This is a genomic window from Phaeobacter sp., from assembly GCF_022825805.1.
GTDB lineage: Bacteria > Pseudomonadota > Alphaproteobacteria > Rhodobacterales > Rhodobacteraceae > Phaeobacter.
In genome coordinates, this window is the sequence record NZ_JAJDWC010000078.1 from 23315 (window position 1) to 40657 (window position 17343).

The window sequence follows — 17343 nt, forward strand, 5'->3', positions numbered from 1 at the left end:
GTAGTCCCGGGAGCCGTTTTCATGTTGCGGCAAATCACCGCCCGCTGTTGCAGATCAGGTGGCGCGCCTGTAGGCGGCGGTCAGCACCCCCATGGCCATCAAGGCGACGCCACCGCTGCGAGAGATCCAGGCGATCACCCCAGGGCGCGCGATGCGGGCGCGCAGCCGCTCTGCCAAAAGCGCATAGGCCAGCACATTCACCGCCGCGAGCGTCACAAATGTCGCCACCAGAATCGCAAATTGCGGCAGCAGCGGATCGTTGACCACGACAAACTGGGGCACAAAGGCGATGAAGAAAACGATCGACTTGGGATTGAGCGCCGTGACCGCTGCGGCATGGGTGAAGACCTGCGAGGCGCGGGTGTCGCCGATGTCATCCAGATCGCCAAGCGCGGCGGAGGAGGCGCTGCGATAGAGTTTGACACCTAGATAGATCAGATACAACGCGCCGACCCATTTCAGCAGCGTAAACAGCGTGGCCGATGCCAGAACGAGCGCCCCCAACCCGGCAAGCGAAGCCGTCATCGCAATCAGATCGCCAAGTGCAACCCCAGCCACAGTGGCCAGCGCCACGCGTTTGCCCTGGCTGATCGCATAGCTCAGCACCAGCAGCACCGTTGGCCCCGGCACCAGCAACAAGGCCACGGACGCGGCCACGAAGGCCAGCCAAATTTGCAGATCCATCAATATATCCTCCTCAACACCCGCCAGAGCCAGCCACAGTTGCACCGCCCAGTAAAGGCCAATTTGTAAAGGCCAACTTGTAACGGCAGATCTGAAATATGCGCTCTCATTCAGCGCTGCTTGCGCAGGCCCGTGACTGCATCTGGCCGCTACCACCAACTGCAATGCCGTGGCTGGCCCAAAAAAAACGCCCCGGAGGTCCGGAGCGTTTTGATGGGTGTTATGGAGGGATGATCAGACGCCGGCGTCGACGATGGCCTGGGCCAAAATCGGCACGGTCTGGCTGTTCAGCCCGGCAATGTTCATGCGGCTGTCCCCGACCATGTAGATCCCGCTATCCTGGCGCATTTTCTCCACCAGCTCCTGCGAGGTGCCGAGCAGGGAGAACATGCCGCGGTGCTGCGCCAGGAAGCTGAACCGATCAGAACCGGTCAGGCGCTGCAGCTCATCTGCGAGCTGTTGGCGCAGGCTCAGCATGCCAAGACGGGTTTCTTCCAGCTCTGCCGCCCAATCGGCGCGCAGCGCGTCATCGTTCAGGATCATCGACACCAGTCGCGCGCCATGATCCGGCGGGAAGGAATAGTTCTGCCGGTTGAGGAACGCCAGCGTGCCCTGGTTGAGCGTCTGTGCGCCCGCATCCTGCGACACGGCCATCAGCAGGCCTGTGCGCTCGCGGTAAATGCCGAAGTTCTTGGAGCAGCTGGCCGCAATCAGGCATTCCGGTGTGTTGGCCGCCACATAGCGGACCCCTTCGGCATCCGCGTCCAGACCGTCGCCGAAGCCCTGATAGGCGATATCGATCATCGGGATCAGGCCGCGTTCATTCAGCAGGGCAACGACCTCCTGCCACTGCACCATGTTCAGGTTGGCGCCGGTCGGGTTGTGGCAGCAGCCGTGCAACAGGACCACGTCGCCTTTGTTGGCGGTTTTCAGATCCTCGATCATGCCGTCGAAATCGACCCCGCAGGTGGTGCGGTCGAAATAGCGATAAACCACCGTTTCCATGTTGAGGTATTTCAGGATCGACAGGTGGTTTGGCCAGGTCGGGTTGGAGACGAAGATACGCGCACCGGGGTTGGCCATCCGGATCAATTCGAAGGCCTGACGCACCGCGCCGGTACCGCCGGGTGTTGCCGCGGCGGCAATGGTGTTGCGGGCCACGCTGTCGGCGAGGATCAGCCGGATCATCGCGTCGGAATAGGCCGGATCTCCGGCCAGACCGACGTAGGATTTGCTGGTCTGCTCCTGCCAGAGTTTGTGTTCTGCCGTTTTGATCGCGCGCATGACGGGCGTCACGCCTTCGGCGTTTTTGTAGACGCCGACGCCCAGATCAATCTTGGTCTCGCGCGGGTCGTCGCGATACATCTGCATCAGGGCCAGGATCTTATCTGCTGGCTGGGGTTGGAGGGCTTCGAACATCAGGTGTCTCCAGTTGCGACAGGCAGTGTCGGGAAGGCGCCCCACTCGGTCCAGGAGCCATCATAGAGCGCGTGATCGGTCTTGCCGAAACGCTCCATCGCGAGGCTGAGGATTGCAGCGGTGACACCTGACCCGCAGGTGGTGATGGCGGGTTTGCTGAGATCAACGCCAGCGGCTTCGAAAATCGATCGCAGCGCATCGGGCGCTTTCATCGTCTGATCGCTGTTCAGCAAGGTTGTGAAGGGGATATTCTTGGACCCCGGAATATGACCGGCGCGCAGCCCCTCGCGGGGTTCGGGCACATTGCCCTGGAACCGGTCCGCGGCTCGCGCATCAAGGATTTCATGATCCCCCAGTTTGGCAGCAGACGACACCTGCGTCACATCCCGCACCATTTGGTTTTGCACCCGAACGGTCATGTGACGGTCCCGGATGACGGGGGGGAGATCTTCGACCGGGTGGCCTTCGGCCTGCCATTTGGGCAAGCCGCCATCCAGCACCGCGATATTGGTCTGGCCCATATGGCGGAACATCCACCACACCCGCGCAGCCGAGCGCAGGCCCATGCCGTCATAGACCACCACCTGATGGCCATCGCCCACGCCCATGGCGCGCAGGCGGGACATGAATTTCTCCACCGCAGGCATCATATGGGGCAGGTCCGAGCGGCTGTCGGCGATATCATCAATGTCGAAGAACCGGGCACCAGGAATATGGCACTGCTCATATTCGGCCTTTGCGTCGCGGCCTTCCTGCGGCATGTACCAGGAGGCATCCAGGAGGCGCAGATCAGGATCCTTCAGGTGCGCAGCCAGCCAATCTGTCGACACGAGCGTTTTGGGATCATCCACGATACCGTCTCCCCTGATGAGCACTGGTGATATGTACTGGTGATGTTTGCTTGCGCATCCGTACAACCCACAGCGCAGAGTCGCAAGGGAGCCTGGACCCGGAACGCAATAATATGTCTTTGTTTTAGGCCCAGCCAACAGATCGCTGCGAGGTGGATATCAGCGCACCAGCCGCAGGTGGGTGGTGGGCCGCGCAGAGGTGTCCGCCGACAGATGCGCCGCACTGGTCCCGGCGGGGTTTGATCGCAGACCGGATGGCAGCGTTGCAACCGGTTGCCCGTTGTCTGGCTGCTTGTAGTTTGGCTGCTTGTCGTTTGGCTGCATATTGTCTGGGTGTTGCGCCGCTGGGTGGCGATGACTGAACTGCAGCCCTGCCCGGATCAGATCCGGATCCATGCGCCCACCCGTGGCCTCTGCGAGCGCTTCGCGTGCGGCGGCGGTTTTGTCCCGACGCATGAAATGCAGCATCAGGATCACGGCCGCCTCATCCTCACTCAGCAGATCGCGGCTCTCCAGATCAAGTGGATCGTTGCCCTTGTAGCTGGCCCCACGCAAACGGTGCAGCCGGTCAGCCACGGCAAACAGGCTCTGCGCCAGACCAAGACCATAGGTGTCACCCCAGCGCTCTGCTGCGGTTTTATAAGCAAACTGCCAGGACTGGCTGGCCGGATTTTGCAGGCTCATCATGAAATGACGAAACACCGGCAGGATCGCCGCCTCAAAATCATCCAAGCCGAGATCAATCACACGGTGCTGCGCGGTGCCATCCTGTTTGGGATCTGCGAGAAAATCAAAAACTACCTCAGACATTGGGGATCCTTTGTCCTGGAAGGGATCAGAGCCATTGCCGGGCACGATGCGAGGGAGCCATCTGCTGGGTGGCGCATATCTGACTTAATTAGTCAGCAAATGCAACCCGTCGGTTTGACCGTTGTGACAAACACAGCACCAAGGCCCCGCGACGGTTCTTTCAGACGCCGGGCCGTGTTGGTCATATCGGAGGTTTCGTGGGCGTCAGCCGTGATCTTTGAGCAGACGTTGTTTCTGCCGTGACCAATCCCGCTTGGCTTCGCTTTCGCGTTTGTCGTGATTTTTCTTACCCTTGGCGACGCCGATCTTCAATTTCGCCAGGCCGCGATGGTTGAAGTACAACACCAAAGGCACAAGGGTCATGCCCTTGCGCTGAGTGGCATTCCACAGGTTCGACAGCTCTTTGCGTGAGACAAGCAGTTTGCGGCGACGACGTTCTTCGTGTTTGAACATCTTCGCCTGCTCGTAGGGCGCGATGTAGGAATTCACCAGCCACAGCTCACCATCATCCACCGTCGCATAGCTTTCGGCGATGTTGGAGCCGCCTGCGCGCAGGGATTTGACCTCGGATCCTTCAAGCAGGATGCCGCATTCCAGATCGTCCTCGATCGCGTAGTCAAACCGCGCGCGGCGGTTTTCGGCGATCACTTTGTAGTTTGGGTCTGTCTTTTGCTTGGCCATGGGGTGCAGATGTAAGCTGCGGCGCAAAAAGGTGCAAGATGGCGCGGAGGCCCAGGGTCTGTTCGGGGAAAATCGGGGGGGGCAAATCGGGGGACAGATCAGGGGCCAGATCCGTGAAATGCCCTGACAGATACTGGCAGGCACTTGCACGCCCTGGTTAAATCCGCGTCACAACCGATACCCACCCGACACGGTCAGCACTTCGCCGGTGATAAAACTGGCCTGATCCCCGGCCAGAAAGCGCACGGCGCGAGCAATGTCCTGCGGCGTCCCGATCCGGCCAAGGGCGGTCAGTTCGACAAACAAGTTGGTCAGATCCTCTGGTCGCGGGGCCTCGGGTATGTTGATGGCACCGGGGGCGACGGCGTTCACACGGATCTGACGTGGCCCCAGCTCCTTTGCCATGCCGCGGGTCCACAGATCGAGGGCGGCCTTGCTGGCGCCATAAATCGCTGCGTCCTTGGGCGGCAGAACCGCATTCACGGACGAGATGTTCACAATCGACGCGCCCGGTTGCAGATGGGGCAAAGCGGCCGATAGCAGCGCCGCAGGGGCCAGGACATTCACGTCGATGATCTCGCGCTGGCTGTCGAGATCAAACTGATCAGCATGGGTTGAGGCCACCACACCGGCGTTGTTCACGATCACATCCAGTCGGCCGAACCGCGCCATGACGGCGTCAATCACGGCCTGCGGGCTGTCGGGCGCGGTCAGATCCGCCTGCAGGGCGAGCATATCCGCTGGCATATCCTGGGGCGTGCTGGTGTTCCAGGTGATGGCGATGTCGTGATCTGTGGCCAGATCCTGTGCGATGGCTTTGCCGATGCCGCGGGCGCCACCTGTGATCAATGCAACTTTGGTCAAATCTGCGTCCTTTCGGATCTGGTCAACGGTCAGTTGCGGCCAGGCTTTGGGCTGGTTTACGCCGGTTTGCGATTGCTGCGCAGCAGGGTGAAGGCGCCGCTGATCACGATCACCGCGCTGCCCGCAAGGGTCCAGGCGTCCGGGCTTTCGTTGAAGACCACAACACCAAGGATCATGGCAAAGATCAACCGGGTGTAGCGGAAGGGCGCGACCACTGAAATTTCGCCAAGCCGCATGGCACCGGTCAGGGCATTATAAGCCACAACCCCGACAAAGATCGCGGCCACAAGATCAACGGACGCCGACAAGCTGGGCAGCACCGCGGGCGCCCCAAAGGGCTGGGCGAGTGCGCCCGCCACGACCAGCATCACAAATCCCAAAAACCCCAGTTGCGCATTGGACATGCCCTTGGGCGCGGCGCGGGTGGCGAGATCACGCCCGGCAAATCCCAACGTGCCCGCCACGGCAAACAAAGACGCCAGTTCGAACCCGCTGGCGCCCGGTCGCAGGATCATCAAAACCCCGAGAAACCCAACCGTGATCGCAATCCAGCGGCGCAGGCCCACCTTTTCTCCGAAGAACACCACAGCGCCCGCCGCCACCACCAGCGGGGTGGCCTGCAAAATCGCGGAGGCCGAGGACAAGGGCGTCAGCGCGATCGCCAGAGTAAAACAAAGCCGCCCCGCAACCTCGGAGAGCGAGCGCCACAGCATCGGGCGCGACCAGTAGAGCGGCGTCCAGATCGGCTGTCCCTGGAACCGGGCCATGGCGGCAAATATCGTCATACCGCCAAGGCCAAACAGCATAAGGATCTGACCCACCGGCAGCGTTTGGGCCGCGGATTTGATAAACATATCCTCCAGCGCGAAGGCCGCCATGGCCACCACCATCAAGAGACTGCCGCGTAGGGTATCCATTGCTCAGATCACTTTCATAAAATTGCAGCAGGCCAGGGTTGTTCCCGCCAGCAGAGGCGCTGGATACAGGGCACCGGCCGCAGTGCCCCCGATAGGAAAAGGAAACGCCAAACAGGCCCAACAGCCGCTGCGGTTAAATCAATGCCACCAGCAGTAGGAGCCTGCCGCCGCCAAGACAAGCGGAGCGACTGTCGCAGCCCCGGATTGCCATAAAAGTTCCAGGTCACCGCCAGCACCAGTCCCGGCCTCACATCCGTATCAGCTGTAGGGGGGCTAGGTTGGGGTTCTAGGACGCTGGCACATCGCGGCGGTAATGATGCATGTTCAAGAAGCAGGCACCGCTGTCGCCCGAGCGGTAGCCATGCGCCTGATCCGCCGCAAAGCGCAGCCCCTGCCCGGTCTGCAGCGCAACCCAATCACCGCCGCGCAGCACCTCCATCGCGCCTTCGAGGACAAAAACCTCTTCGGTGACCCCAGTGTCATGGGGCTGCGATTGATGGCACTGGCCCGGTCGCAGGGTGACGTGAAACGTCTCCGCCCCAAGTGCGGGATCAAAGGGAAAGACCATTTTTACGGCAATCGAGCCGGGGAACTGCACCGAGCGAAAAACCCGGTCCCCCGTCTCTGACAAAACCGGCACCGCCGCCTCTCCGATCAGCGCGCTGAGCGGCAGGTGAAACCCTTTGGCAATTTTCCACAGCGTCGCAATGGTCGGACTTGATTCGCCGCGTTCTATCTGACCGAGCATGGCCTTGCTGACGCCCGTGACCTCGGCGGCGCGCGACAGGCTGAGCCCTGCGGAGGTGCGAATATCCCGCAAATTCAGAGTGATGCTCTCGTCGTTCATATCCGGATCCGTCCAACGGTCATTGCTGTCTGCGCTGCTCAAAAAAGCACTTGTGCGTTATAACGCACAGCCGCTATTGTGCGCTATAACGCACGAGCCCTCCATGAGTTACCGGATCGGAGGCCCAGGGAAAAGCCAGATGCTGCAGGATCTCAAACTTTCGCATGTTGTCGCTGGCGCGGTGGCCGTGCTGGTGGGCTACACCGGATCCGTGGCGATCATTTTCCAGGCCATCGACACGCTTGGCGCCACCCAGAGCCAGGCCAACAGTTGGATGCTGGTTTTGGGGCTTGGCATGGGGCTGACCAGCCTGTTGTTGTCGGCCTGGCACAAAATGCCGATCCTGACCGCCTGGTCGACACCGGGCGCCGCGCTGTTGGCGATCAGCCTGCACGGGGTGTCGATGTCCGCCGCTGTCGGAGCTTTTCTGGTCTGTGGTCTGTTATTGGTGCTGACGGGGATCACCGGATGGTTTGCCGCGCTCACCCGATTGATACCGGACAGTCTGGCCAGCGCCCTTCTGGCGGGGATCCTGTTTCAATTTGGTCTGTCGGCCTTTGCAGCGGCACAGAGCGACACCGCCCTGGTGCTGGCGATGGCGGTCACATTTGTTGTCGGACGTAAATGGTTTGCCCGCTACGCGGTGCCAGCGGTGCTGTGTGTCGGGGTTCTGTGGTGTGCCGGTAGCGGCGCGTTTGGCGGTCTGGCGCAGCTGGATCTGTCTTTGGCACGACCGGAGTTTGTCTGGCCCAGTTTTTCATGGCCAGTTCTGATTGGCGTTGGGCTGCCCCTGTTTCTGGTCACCATGACCTCCCAGAACATGCCGGGCGTGGTGGCGCTGCGGGCCAATGGCTATGACGCCCCGGTGTCCAGCAGCCTCACGGTTACGGGTCTGGCCACGGTCCTGTTGGCGCCGTTTGGTGGGTTTGCCTTCAACCTCGCAGCCATCACCGCAGCCATCTGTGCCGGACCCGAAGCCGACGACAATCCCCGCAGCCGATACCTTGCTGGGGTGATGACCGGCGTATTCTACTGCCTGGTCGGGCTGGGCGGCGCAACGGTGATCAGCCTGTTCCTGATCGCCCCCAAAGCCCTGATCGCGACGCTGGCCGGGCTGGCCCTGCTCAGCACCATCGGCAACAGCCTTTCAGCAGCACTGGCGGATGCGGAGGGGCGCGATGCTGCGTTGATCACCTTTTTGGTGACGGTCTCGCAGATCAGCTTTGTCGGGATTGGCGCACCATTCTGGGCGCTGATCGCGGGTCTTGTGGTGCATCATCTGATGCGGTGGCAGCCAACATCTGGCCCTGTCACACCGACACCTGCAAAGGCAAACAGCACACCCCAGCCATCCGAGACGAGGTTGCGCGATGCCCCATAGGTCGAACCCACGTTGTCAGGTCCGGCGTAGCCTAGCGCCGCCCTGCCGCAAATCATCCTGTCAAACTCACCCCGCCGCAAATCACCCGGTCCAGCCAAAGAGACCATAAATCACATGCCCCGCGGCAGAGAAATCACCATATAATTACCGAAAACCGCCTCGACCTGTTGCCATTGTTGCGCAAATCGTGTCCCTGAGGCGCAGATGAAAGGGAAACAGCCAAATGCCAATGTACCGATCCAGAACTTCCACCCATGGCCGCAACATGGCGGGCGCACGCGGCCTGTGGCGCGCCACCGGCATGAAAGACGAAGATTTCGGCAAGCCGATTATCGCCATCGTCAACTCCTTTACCCAATTTGTCCCGGGCCATGTGCATCTGAAAGATCTGGGCCAAATGGTCGCCCGCGAGGTCGAAGCAGCGGGCGGTGTGGCGAAAGAGTTCAACACCATCGCGGTGGATGACGGCATCGCCATGGGCCATGACGGCATGCTCTATTCCCTGCCCTCGCGGGAGGTGATTGCCGACAGCGTGGAATATATGGTCAACGCACATTGCGCCGATGCCATGGTCTGCATTTCCAACTGCGACAAGATCACGCCAGGCATGTTGATGGCGGCTATGCGGCTGAACATCCCTGCGATCTTTGTCTCTGGCGGGCCGATGGAAGCGGGCAAGATCGATATCGCGGATCTAGACGCCAAAAAGATCGACCTGGTCGATGCGATGGTGGCGGCGGCCAACGACAGCTTCACCGATGAGCAGGTCAAACATATCGAAGAAAACGCCTGCCCGACCTGTGGGTCCTGCTCTGGCATGTTCACCGCAAACTCGATGAACTGTCTGGCCGAGGCGCTGGGACTGGCGCTGCCTGGCAATGGCTCCACCCTTGCCACCCACTCCGACCGCAAAGAGCTGTTCCTGGAAGCTGGTCGCCGGATCGTTGAGATCACCAAACGGCACTATGTTGGCGAAGAAAAAGGCTTCCTGCCGCGGGAAATCGCCACATTCGACGCCTTTGAAAACGCGATGAGCCTGGATATCGCCATGGGCGGCTCCACCAACACGGTGCTGCACCTTCTGGCGATTGCGACCGAAGGCAAGGTGGATTTCACCATGTCGGATATGGACAAGCTGTCGCGCAAAGTGCCCTGCCTGTGCAAAGTCGCGCCCAACACCGAAAACGTCCATATGGAGGATGTGCACCGCGCTGGTGGGATCTTCTCGATCCTTGGCGAACTGTCCCGTGCAGGCCTGTTGCATGATCATTGCGCCACCGTCCACACCCCAACCATGGGCGAAGCCATTGCCAATTGGGACATCAAGGTCGCGGACAACACAAAAGCCAAGGACCTGTTCAAGGCCGCACCGGGCGGCGTGCGCACCACGCAGGCGTTTTCGCAGTCCAACCGCTACAAGGAACTGGATGACGACCGCGAAAACGGCGTGATCCGCTCCAAGGAGCATGCCTTCAGCCAGGACGGTGGTCTGGCCGTGCTGTTTGGCAATATCGCCCGCGACGGCTGTATCGTGAAAACCGCAGGTGTGGATGAACACATCCTGAAGTTCACCGGCTCCGCCTATGTCTGCGAAAGCCAGGATCAGGCGGTGAGCGACATCCTGACCGGCAAGGTCAAAGAAGGCGATGTGGTGGTGATCCGCTATGAAGGCCCACGTGGCGGCCCGGGCATGCAGGAAATGCTCTACCCAACCTCCTATCTGAAGTCGAAAGGCCTCGGCAAAGCCTGCGCGCTCTTGACGGACGGGCGCTTCTCCGGCGGCACCTCTGGACTGTCGATCGGTCACGTCTCGCCCGAGGCCGCGGAAGGTGGCGAAATCGGTCTGGTGAAAAACGGTGACACCATCGAAATCGACATCCCCAACCGCACCATCAATCTTGCGGTTTCCGACGACGAGCTTGCCACGCGGCGCAAGGCCCAGGACGCCGCAGGCTGGAAGCCTGAAAAGCCCCGCAAGAGGAAGGTTTCGACCGCGCTGAAAGCCTATGCGATGCTGACCACCTCCGCTGCCAAAGGCGCCGTGCGCGCCCTGCCCGAAGACGAGTGATCGGAGCCAAATAAGAAACCATCAGCCCCCGCAATGCCAATCGCCTGCGGGGGCTTTTTCGTGGAGGGCTTGGGAAGTGACCCGATTTCTGCTCACAGGCTGTTCTGGCGGTGGCAAATCCACATTGATTGAGGCACTGGCAAACGAAGGGGTTGTGACAGTGCCAGAACCGGGCCGTCGCGTGATCGCTGCCGCCGAAGCCGCTGACCAAACCACTGACCGAGACGCTGTGCCCTGGCAAAACCTCACTGCTTTTTTGCGACATGCACTCGACATGGCGCATCCCGATCTGGTTCGCACCAACACCATAGACAGCCCTGTGATCTTTGATCGCGGCGTGTTGGACGCCGCGGTCGCCCTGCGCCACCACGATGGCACCTCGCTGAACCACAGCTTTCGAGGGGCATTCCCGTACACCAAAACCGTCTTCGTCGCGCCCGACTGGCCGGAGCTGTTTCAAAACGACCAAGGGCGCAGACATAGCCTGCAGGAGGCCCAGGCAGAGTATCAGCGCATCTCTGCCGCGCTCGATCAACTGGGGTTAGAGGCCATAACACTGCCAAAGACGTCCGTTGCCGACAGGCTGCGGTTTGTGATGAACATCGTCAAATCCAGATCATAGCAAAAGCAAAAGGGGGCAATAGACCCACACTTCCCCCTCCCCTCATCTTTCCCCAAATACTCCCGCCGGAGGCACGCCGCGCAAGCGGCGCCTGGCCCAACCGGATCAGATCATGACCATGATCGCAGGCCGAGCGGGAGCCCTGCTGCCAGTCTCTGTTCGTCCAGTCTCTGTTCGTCCAGATTGTTTCAAGCAGGCTCATTCGCCCAGTTTGGCGTGGATTTCACCCAGATCAATTTCGCCCACCGGCATTTTATTGCCGGGGTTGTCGACGTCATATTTGAACAGTTCGAAATCACGTTTGTAGATTTCATAGACCAGATGCATCGACAGATCGTCGAAGTAGTCCTCCACCGGGTGGGCCCGCTTGGGGCCGTGGCCTTCGCTTTCGTTGAAGCGCGGGATCGATGCCAGATCAACAGGTTGCGGCGTCTCGATCGCGTCGAGCACCTCCTGCATGCCTTCGTTGAACCGCTCGGTCCAGATCACTTTGTCATAGCGGCCGCCATTGTAGATGAAGGTCGAAACATGGCCAGAGGTCGCCGACCAATGGATGTCCGGCTCCATGGGGCGGCGAAAGCGGATGGTGTCCCGCACAAACAGCAGGAAGCGGCGAAAGCTCTTGATCTGGTCGAACGGCTCCTTGCCATCCGCGCCCCCGACCTCGATCCCGTATTCATAGGTCAGCTGTGGCACCAGATTGCCGCGGTAGCGTTTGCCGTTGCGCTGGATGCCGCAGATCTTGTCGAAAAACGAGCTGAGCACCCGGGTATAGGGGTTGCGCACGCAGGTGAACGCATAGGTCTGCCGCTGTTGCACCGCCTGGGTGATCCGCGCCTGGCTTTCGGCGATGGCCCATTTGTGCAGCCCGGATTTGGCATCATGGATGTCGCCGTCAAAAAACCGGCCATGATCGGAGTAATACATGATCTGGCCGATGGTGGAGCAGGCACATTTGGGCACCACGCGATACAACACGCTGTTGCTCTCGGTCATCCAAGTGCCGGGAAATCCCATATCTCAGTCTCCATCCGCCAAGGCTGGCATCAATACTGTCATAGCTATAATCGAAACGTGAATAATCAGGTTTATTCGTCGAGAATTCGTCAGTATCAAGGAAACAATCAACCAAAAAACGGCATTAGGGCATCTCCATGGCAAAAATCGCGTATGTGCTGCTGTGCCACAAGGACCCAGACGCGATCATTGCACAGGCGGAACGTCTGACCGCTGCGGGCGATTGTCTGTCGATCCATTTCGACGGCCGCGCCTCGGACGCGCAGTTTTCCCAAATCCGCCAGGCCCTGAAGGACAATCCCAAGGTCTGTTTTGCCAAATCCCGCATCAAATGCGGTTGGGGGGAATGGTCGCTGGTGGAAGCCACGCTGCAAGCGCTGCAGGCGGCGGTGCGCCAGTTTGGCGATGCCAGTCATTTCTACCTCATTTCCGGCGACTGCATGGCGATCAAAACCGCCGAATACGCCCATCGGCTGTTGGACAGCCAGGATTGCGACTACATCGAGAGCTTTGATTTTTTCAAAAGCGACTGGATCAAGACCGGCATGAAAGAGGACCGGCTGTTCTATCGCCATTTTTTCAACGAACGCAGCCAGCGGCGCCTGTTTGAGGGCAGCTACAAACTGCAACAACGGCTGGGGTTGAAACGAAGGCTGCCCGAGGATCTGGACATTCAGATCGGCAGCCAATGGTGGTGCCTGCGGCGCAACACCGTCGAAGCCATACTGGCATTCCTCAAACAACGGCCAGATGTCATCCGTTTCTTCCGCACGACCTGGATCCCGGATGAGACGTTTTTTCAGACCCTGGTGCGCCACCTGGTGCCAAAGCCCGAAATCAACTGTCGCACGCTGACATTTCTGATGTTCTCCGACTACGGGATGCCGGTGCAGTTCTACAATGACCACTATGATCTGCTGCTGGGCCAGGACTTTCTCTTTGCCCGCAAAATCAGCGAGGATGCTGCGGACCTGAAATCGCGCCTCGGCGCGCTGTATGCCGCGCAAGGGGTCGATTTCCAGATCTCGGATGAGGGGCGCAACCTCTATAAATTCCTGGCCGAGCGTGGCCGTGTGGGCCTGCGCTTTGCCCCCCGCTTCTGGGAGACCGAAAGCACCCTGGGCCGTGAGCGTGAATTGCTGATTGTCACCTGCAAGAAATGGCATGTGGCGAAACGACTGCTGGCGCAGCTGCAACAGCTGACCGATCTGCCCGCGCTTGCCTATCTCTTTGACGAGGATGACACCGCCATGCCCAGTCTCGGCGGCATTGAAACCTCGGTCGCCAAACGCTCCCGCCATCGCCGCGCGCTGATGCGGATGCTGTTTGACAGCTATGGCAGCAACCGTCTGGTGATTTGTGTTGATCCCGGCTCGTTCGAGTTGATGGCTGATTTTTGCAAGGACCGGGCCGTCACCCGCGTGTTGCAAATCGAATGCAGCTTTGATGACAGCTATCTGATCGGTCATGCAGGCCGCATCGGGCTGGCGGGGCCCACCACATCAGCGGCGGCGTTGGAACGTCTGCTGCCTGCGGTGCGCAATGACATCAACCACGAACGCGACCGGATCCGCGATGCCGATTTTGCGGATCTGAGCACCATTCGCGAAGGGGACAGCGAAGAGCAGATCACGCGGCAGCTTGGCCGGTTCTTTGCGGTTTCGGATGACACGGCGCGCGCATTGGCACGCACGCCACATCTGTTTACGGACTGAAGCCCGCGTTATTTGGACTTCCAGCTGTCGAGCCAACGGCGCAAGCGGCCCCGTTTTTCCGAAATGGCATCGCCCGCCGCATAGAAGCTGTCTTCGACGTCTTCGATCATCGGATCAATGCGGGCTTTGCGGAAGCGGCGCCAGCGGACGTAGATCGCCCAGACCACGGCTGCGAAGACAATCAGAAAGACAATGCTGAACCAATTGGTTGGTTTGGCATCGGGTCCGGCCACCGGGGTCACAGTCACCGCATTGGGAAAGATCGACAGGAATTCATTGCGCCAGCCATAGTGCAGGACCGCCACCCATTCGGGGGCGTCTTTGGTCGAAATCGCATCATTGGCATCGGTGTAGAGATTGGCGGTGTCGAATTTGAAATACGGTGGCCAGTTCCAGCCGGTGTCTTCGTTGCGATACACGATATTGCTGTCGTCGGCGTATTTGGCCTGGATGAACTGCACATCCCGGTTCAACAATTCGGCAGACTGGGCATCCGGCTGCGACCAGAACACGCGGGTCCAGTCGTTCAGTTCCTGGCGCTCTTCATAGGTGTTGACGATGCGCACCACATCGTACTGTGGCAACGTATAGTGCAGGAAGGCGCCGATCAGGCCCCAAGAAGTGATCAGGACTGCCCATTTGATAGCACGCATGGCGGCACCTCACATAAAATTCACGATATAGATCAGAAGCGCGAGCGCCCCGAATGGAATGGCATAGATCAGCAACAACAACTTGCGCTGCAGCGACTGATCATAGCGCGACATGCCCCGCTGGATGAAGGCCGTGCGGTCTCCGGTCAAGCCTTTCTCGGCCCAGCGTTGTTTCAGTTTGTCCCGCTGCCGTTCGCGCGCATAAAGCACGGCCAGCGCATAGATGATGGTCTGCACCACCAGAAGAACAAACATCAGGCGCAAAAACCCCAGCATCAGCGCCCCCGCGACCGGTTCAATGCACCCCAGGGACCAACCCGGTCCAACAAAGCGCGACGATCAGAACGCGCCGGAGCGGCGCCTGCCCGGTCGGGCGCGCCATCATGGCCAAACAACGCCGTGCGCGCGCCTGCTTTGTCGGCGGCATATTCACGCGCCAGATAGGCAACCACGTGCGCCTTCTGCGCCTCGGGCCAGCTGCGATAGCGGCGGTAGAACTCTTCCTTGTGGCAGATGAACAACTGGCGGAAATCCAGCGGTGTCAGCTCTGCCAGCAGCATATTGACCAGATCCCTATGCGGCGTGTCCGCAGCCCGCAGGGAATAGAAATAGGCCGGATCGTCCGACCGGATCCGCGGCCAGGCACCACCGTTTTCCGACCATCGCACCAGCGCGGCCAACCCTTCGAAGGCGGCGGGCAGATCTTCGGCATGGCGCGCCGCCAGCCGTCGCAGATCACTGCGGGATTTTCCCGCTATATCGACGCCTTTTTTGGCCAGCACACTGATGGCCAGGAACCCCATTTTCTGCCGCAGGATCGCCGCACCATCGATGCCGCGTGCGCGCACCACAGGCTCCACCAGACGGTTCAGATCGAGGAATTTTGCGATCCGGTTGCGCTCTGACATATCCATCACGACAGGCACCGGCAGGTCCTCCGGTTTGGTCACGCTGGCAATCACCGCCGGGTGCGGCACATCCTGGAACACATAGAGCCCGTCAAAATGCGCGGTCCAGAAATTGCCCTGCTCGAAGACCACATGCTGAAGCCGCACCGGATTGCGCGTCACATCCCCGGTCTGTTTGGCGATATCGATCATCTGCGCAATCAGCGCCTCGTCAAACCAGCCGTCTTCCTCGCCCTTGAACCGATCTACGAGGCCTGCCAGCTTCTCTGCCTGGCGCAAAGTGCCGCGGGTTGTGTCGGCCTCGACCCGGATTTTGCGCAGATCAAACAGCTTGGCCGGGGTGGAGATATCAAAAACCGAATTGACCAGCTCGCCCGCCACCGCGTCGGTCGCGGTCAGCGCGAACAGCTGGCGTTCGTTCACCTCGATAAACCGGCGCAGAATGTCCCGGCTGGTGGAGAATTTCACGTTCAGCAGCGGACAGTGTTTCTGTTCGGTGGTCAGCAAGATGAACTGCCGGTTGACGCCTGCATGGTTCAGATAGTGGTCATCGCCCAGCTCATCCCCGATTTCCGGCGAAAAGCCCGAGATGTCGACGTGGAAATCCGCAAGAGCCGTGGTTTTGCCGGTCAGATGCGTCAGCGCGCGATTGTACCGTTCCACCAAAGCTGGTGCTGCCACATGGAAGAGATTGCCGAACATCAGACCCTGCTGGATGAGGCGTTTCATTGGGCGGCTTCCAAACCAAAAAACATCCAGTCAAACGCAATCTTGAATTCCGCAAGCTGAATTGTGTCCAGGCGTACCTGTTCAGCATCTGAAAGGGTGTTGGCATCGTTCAGAACACTATCAATCAAACTTGACAACTCAGAGACGAGCGCATGATCAAACTCCCTGTGCACAAACTCGAAACCGTTAGCCTGCTGCTCAGCCCAATGGGAATGAGACCGCACGAGCCGTTCGATTGCCAAGCATAAAAAGAGGTCCGTATCTTTCACATTTGTAAGGTCGCTGGCCAGATTGAGGTGGTCTCTGACAGGGGACTGCCCTGCCAGTGAAAATCGAAAATCCAATCTGAGACCGCCGTTTTTCTTTAGGATGGCGGAGATTCTTTCTAGTCGACGTTCCAACAGCTCTTTGGCTCGTTGTTCCTTACGCTGAGTTTGCTCAAGACGAAAAACTTCTGCTTGTTCTTGCTGAGCCTCGCGTGCAAGTTTTAGCTCCTTTCTTGTTGCCTCCAATTCTTGACGTTGTGCGGCCAACTCTTGGCTCTGCAGCCAAACGGTAATGATTATCCACAAGAAAGCGAGAACTCCTGCAATACCAGCAAATGTATCACCGATCTCGTTAGGTGGAGAGGTAAACAATGCATACACCCTTAACTGCCAGCCCCCATCAACCGTGTATTGCGGTAGCACAGCCAATCCCATAACGATTGCCAGAAAGGCTTTTGTAAACGCCTTACCCACTTCCATGGGGCGGTCACTCTTCAAACCGTTTTGAATGGAGCGCCAGTGACCTACAGCCCAGTTAATCACTCAGAAACCTCCTGAAAACTCTGAATAAACTCCCTGTCCAAGACGTTTGCGGCCCAGGCAAAGCGCACGCCCCCATCCACCGGGGGCTTGCATCCGCCAAAACAGACAGACGCTCCGCCTATCTCCTAGAACGCGTTCTGTCCTGCGATCATCTTGACCAGTGCAGCTATACAGGAGATCACATCTCGCTTGAGGAACCGACATCAGTCTTCGCCTTTCAGGAACTTGTTGTCGCTAACAAGCGATATGTCCGGTGTAGGTAACATGCGATCTGTCCGGTTTTATCATGTCTCCGAAAGGAGGCGTTATGAAGCGGACAGAAGTGTTACAGGAAGTTCGACTTATGAAGTTCGAAGACGTGTATTCGC

The 17343-nt window shown here is 59.4% G+C and carries 17 protein-coding genes; 4 read left to right on the top strand and 13 right to left on the bottom strand.

Annotated features, from left to right (window positions below):
• Window positions 1-54 precede the first annotated feature (54 nt).
• From Q0C28_RS08310 to Q0C28_RS08345, 8 genes are all read right to left on the bottom strand, one after another.
• Window positions 55-684 (bottom strand): LysE family translocator, encoded by a 630-nt coding sequence (locus Q0C28_RS08310; RefSeq protein ID WP_293574719.1) that lies wholly within the window; start codon window positions 682-684, stop codon window positions 55-57.
• Between the two features lie 234 nt (window positions 685-918).
• On the bottom strand, window positions 919-2103 hold the full coding sequence (locus Q0C28_RS08315; protein ID WP_293574721.1) for an amino acid aminotransferase: 1185 nt from the start codon (window positions 2101-2103) through the stop codon (window positions 919-921).
• Window positions 2103-2954, bottom strand: a complete 852-nt coding sequence (gene sseA / locus Q0C28_RS08320) for a 3-mercaptopyruvate sulfurtransferase (protein ID WP_293574723.1) — start codon at window positions 2952-2954, stop codon at window positions 2103-2105. The genes Q0C28_RS08315 and sseA overlap by 1 nt, the downstream gene beginning before the upstream one ends.
• 159 nt (window positions 2955-3113) lie before the next feature.
• Complete coding sequence (locus tag Q0C28_RS08325) at window positions 3114-3764, bottom strand: hypothetical protein (protein WP_293574725.1); 651 nt, start codon at window positions 3762-3764, stop codon at window positions 3114-3116.
• Window positions 3765-3968: 204 nt separating this feature from the next.
• Window positions 3969-4445 carry an SsrA-binding protein SmpB gene (gene smpB / locus Q0C28_RS08330; protein ID WP_293574727.1) on the bottom strand — a complete coding sequence of 159 codons (477 nt, stop codon included), beginning with the start codon at window positions 4443-4445 and terminating at the stop codon, window positions 3969-3971.
• Window positions 4446-4613: 168 nt separating this feature from the next.
• On the bottom strand, window positions 4614-5309 hold the full coding sequence (locus Q0C28_RS08335) for an SDR family oxidoreductase (protein WP_293574729.1): 696 nt from the start codon (window positions 5307-5309) through the stop codon (window positions 4614-4616).
• Window positions 5310-5365: 56 nt separating this feature from the next.
• A complete protein-coding gene (locus Q0C28_RS08340) occupies window positions 5366-6226 on the bottom strand; it encodes a DMT family transporter (protein ID WP_293574730.1) in 861 nt (286 codons plus the stop codon).
• Window positions 6227-6512: 286 nt separating this feature from the next.
• Complete coding sequence (locus Q0C28_RS08345) at window positions 6513-7073, bottom strand: XRE family transcriptional regulator (RefSeq protein WP_293574732.1); 561 nt, start codon at window positions 7071-7073, stop codon at window positions 6513-6515.
• 139 nt (window positions 7074-7212) lie between these two features.
• Between Q0C28_RS08345 and Q0C28_RS08350 the strand changes: the two genes are divergently transcribed.
• From Q0C28_RS08350 to Q0C28_RS08360, 3 genes are all read left to right on the top strand, one after another.
• Complete coding sequence (locus Q0C28_RS08350) at window positions 7213-8454, top strand: benzoate/H(+) symporter BenE family transporter (RefSeq protein ID WP_293574734.1); 1242 nt, start codon at window positions 7213-7215, stop codon at window positions 8452-8454.
• 223 nt (window positions 8455-8677) lie between these two features.
• Window positions 8678-10522, top strand: coding sequence for a dihydroxy-acid dehydratase (gene ilvD, locus Q0C28_RS08355; RefSeq protein ID WP_293574736.1), 1845 nt, complete (start codon window positions 8678-8680; stop codon window positions 10520-10522).
• Window positions 10523-10598: 76 nt separating this feature from the next.
• A complete protein-coding gene (locus Q0C28_RS08360; RefSeq protein ID WP_293574738.1) occupies window positions 10599-11144 on the top strand; it encodes an AAA family ATPase in 546 nt (181 codons plus the stop codon).
• A gap of 198 nt (window positions 11145-11342) precedes the next feature.
• Here Q0C28_RS08360 and Q0C28_RS08365 read toward each other — a convergent pair whose 3' ends face one another.
• The gene (locus tag Q0C28_RS08365) at window positions 11343-12161 is read right to left on the bottom strand and encodes a sulfotransferase family protein (RefSeq protein WP_293574740.1); all 819 of its coding nucleotides are present in this window, start codon (window positions 12159-12161) and stop codon (window positions 11343-11345) included.
• A 137-nt stretch (window positions 12162-12298) separates the two neighbouring features.
• On the opposite strand from Q0C28_RS08365, the gene Q0C28_RS08370 reads away from it, so the two are divergent.
• Window positions 12299-13876, top strand: a complete 1578-nt coding sequence (locus Q0C28_RS08370; protein ID WP_293574742.1) for a DUF5928 domain-containing protein — start codon at window positions 12299-12301, stop codon at window positions 13874-13876.
• Window positions 13877-13884: 8 nt separating this feature from the next.
• On the opposite strand, the gene Q0C28_RS08375 is transcribed toward Q0C28_RS08370, so the two are convergent.
• From Q0C28_RS08375 to Q0C28_RS08390, 4 genes are read right to left on the bottom strand one after another with little or no spacing between them, the layout of a single operon-like run.
• Window positions 13885-14529, bottom strand: coding sequence for a DUF1523 family protein (locus Q0C28_RS08375; protein ID WP_293574744.1), 645 nt, complete (start codon window positions 14527-14529; stop codon window positions 13885-13887).
• A gap of 9 nt (window positions 14530-14538) precedes the next feature.
• Entirely contained in the window at window positions 14539-14805 is a 267-nt protein-coding gene (locus Q0C28_RS08380; RefSeq protein ID WP_293574746.1) for a hypothetical protein, read from the bottom strand.
• Window positions 14805-16166: a DUF6638 family protein gene (locus Q0C28_RS08385; RefSeq protein ID WP_293574748.1), complete on the bottom strand. Its 1362-nt coding sequence runs from the start codon at window positions 16164-16166 to the stop codon at window positions 14805-14807. The genes Q0C28_RS08380 and Q0C28_RS08385 overlap by 1 nt, the downstream gene beginning before the upstream one ends.
• On the bottom strand, window positions 16163-16975 hold the full coding sequence (locus Q0C28_RS08390; RefSeq protein ID WP_293574749.1) for a hypothetical protein: 813 nt from the start codon (window positions 16973-16975) through the stop codon (window positions 16163-16165). Before Q0C28_RS08390 ends, Q0C28_RS08385 begins: the two co-directional genes overlap by 4 nt.
• Window positions 16976-17343: the final 368 nt, after the last annotated feature.

Coding starts and splice junctions, on each gene's coding strand:
- Q0C28_RS08310 (WP_293574719.1), bottom strand. CDS start 684: ATGGATCTGCAAATTTGGCTGGCCTTCGTGGCCGCGTCCGTGGCCTTG.
- Q0C28_RS08315 (WP_293574721.1), bottom strand. CDS start 2,103: ATGTTCGAAGCCCTCCAACCCCAGCCAGCAGATAAGATCCTGGCCCTG.
- Q0C28_RS08325 (WP_293574725.1), bottom strand. CDS start 3,764: ATGTCTGAGGTAGTTTTTGATTTTCTCGCAGATCCCAAACAGGATGGC.
- smpB (WP_293574727.1), bottom strand. CDS start 4,445: ATGGCCAAGCAAAAGACAGACCCAAACTACAAAGTGATCGCCGAAAAC.
- Q0C28_RS08340 (WP_293574730.1), bottom strand. CDS start 6,226: ATGGATACCCTACGCGGCAGTCTCTTGATGGTGGTGGCCATGGCGGCC.
- Q0C28_RS08345 (WP_293574732.1), bottom strand. CDS start 7,073: ATGAACGACGAGAGCATCACTCTGAATTTGCGGGATATTCGCACCTCC.
- Q0C28_RS08350 (WP_293574734.1), top strand. CDS start 7,213: ATGCTGCAGGATCTCAAACTTTCGCATGTTGTCGCTGGCGCGGTGGCC.
- ilvD (WP_293574736.1), top strand. CDS start 8,678: ATGCCAATGTACCGATCCAGAACTTCCACCCATGGCCGCAACATGGCG.
- Q0C28_RS08365 (WP_293574740.1), bottom strand. CDS start 12,161: ATGGGATTTCCCGGCACTTGGATGACCGAGAGCAACAGCGTGTTGTAT.
- Q0C28_RS08370 (WP_293574742.1), top strand. CDS start 12,299: ATGGCAAAAATCGCGTATGTGCTGCTGTGCCACAAGGACCCAGACGCG.
- Q0C28_RS08375 (WP_293574744.1), bottom strand. CDS start 14,529: ATGCGTGCTATCAAATGGGCAGTCCTGATCACTTCTTGGGGCCTGATC.
- Q0C28_RS08380 (WP_293574746.1), bottom strand. CDS start 14,805: ATGCTGGGGTTTTTGCGCCTGATGTTTGTTCTTCTGGTGGTGCAGACC.
- Q0C28_RS08385 (WP_293574748.1), bottom strand. CDS start 16,166: ATGAAACGCCTCATCCAGCAGGGTCTGATGTTCGGCAATCTCTTCCAT.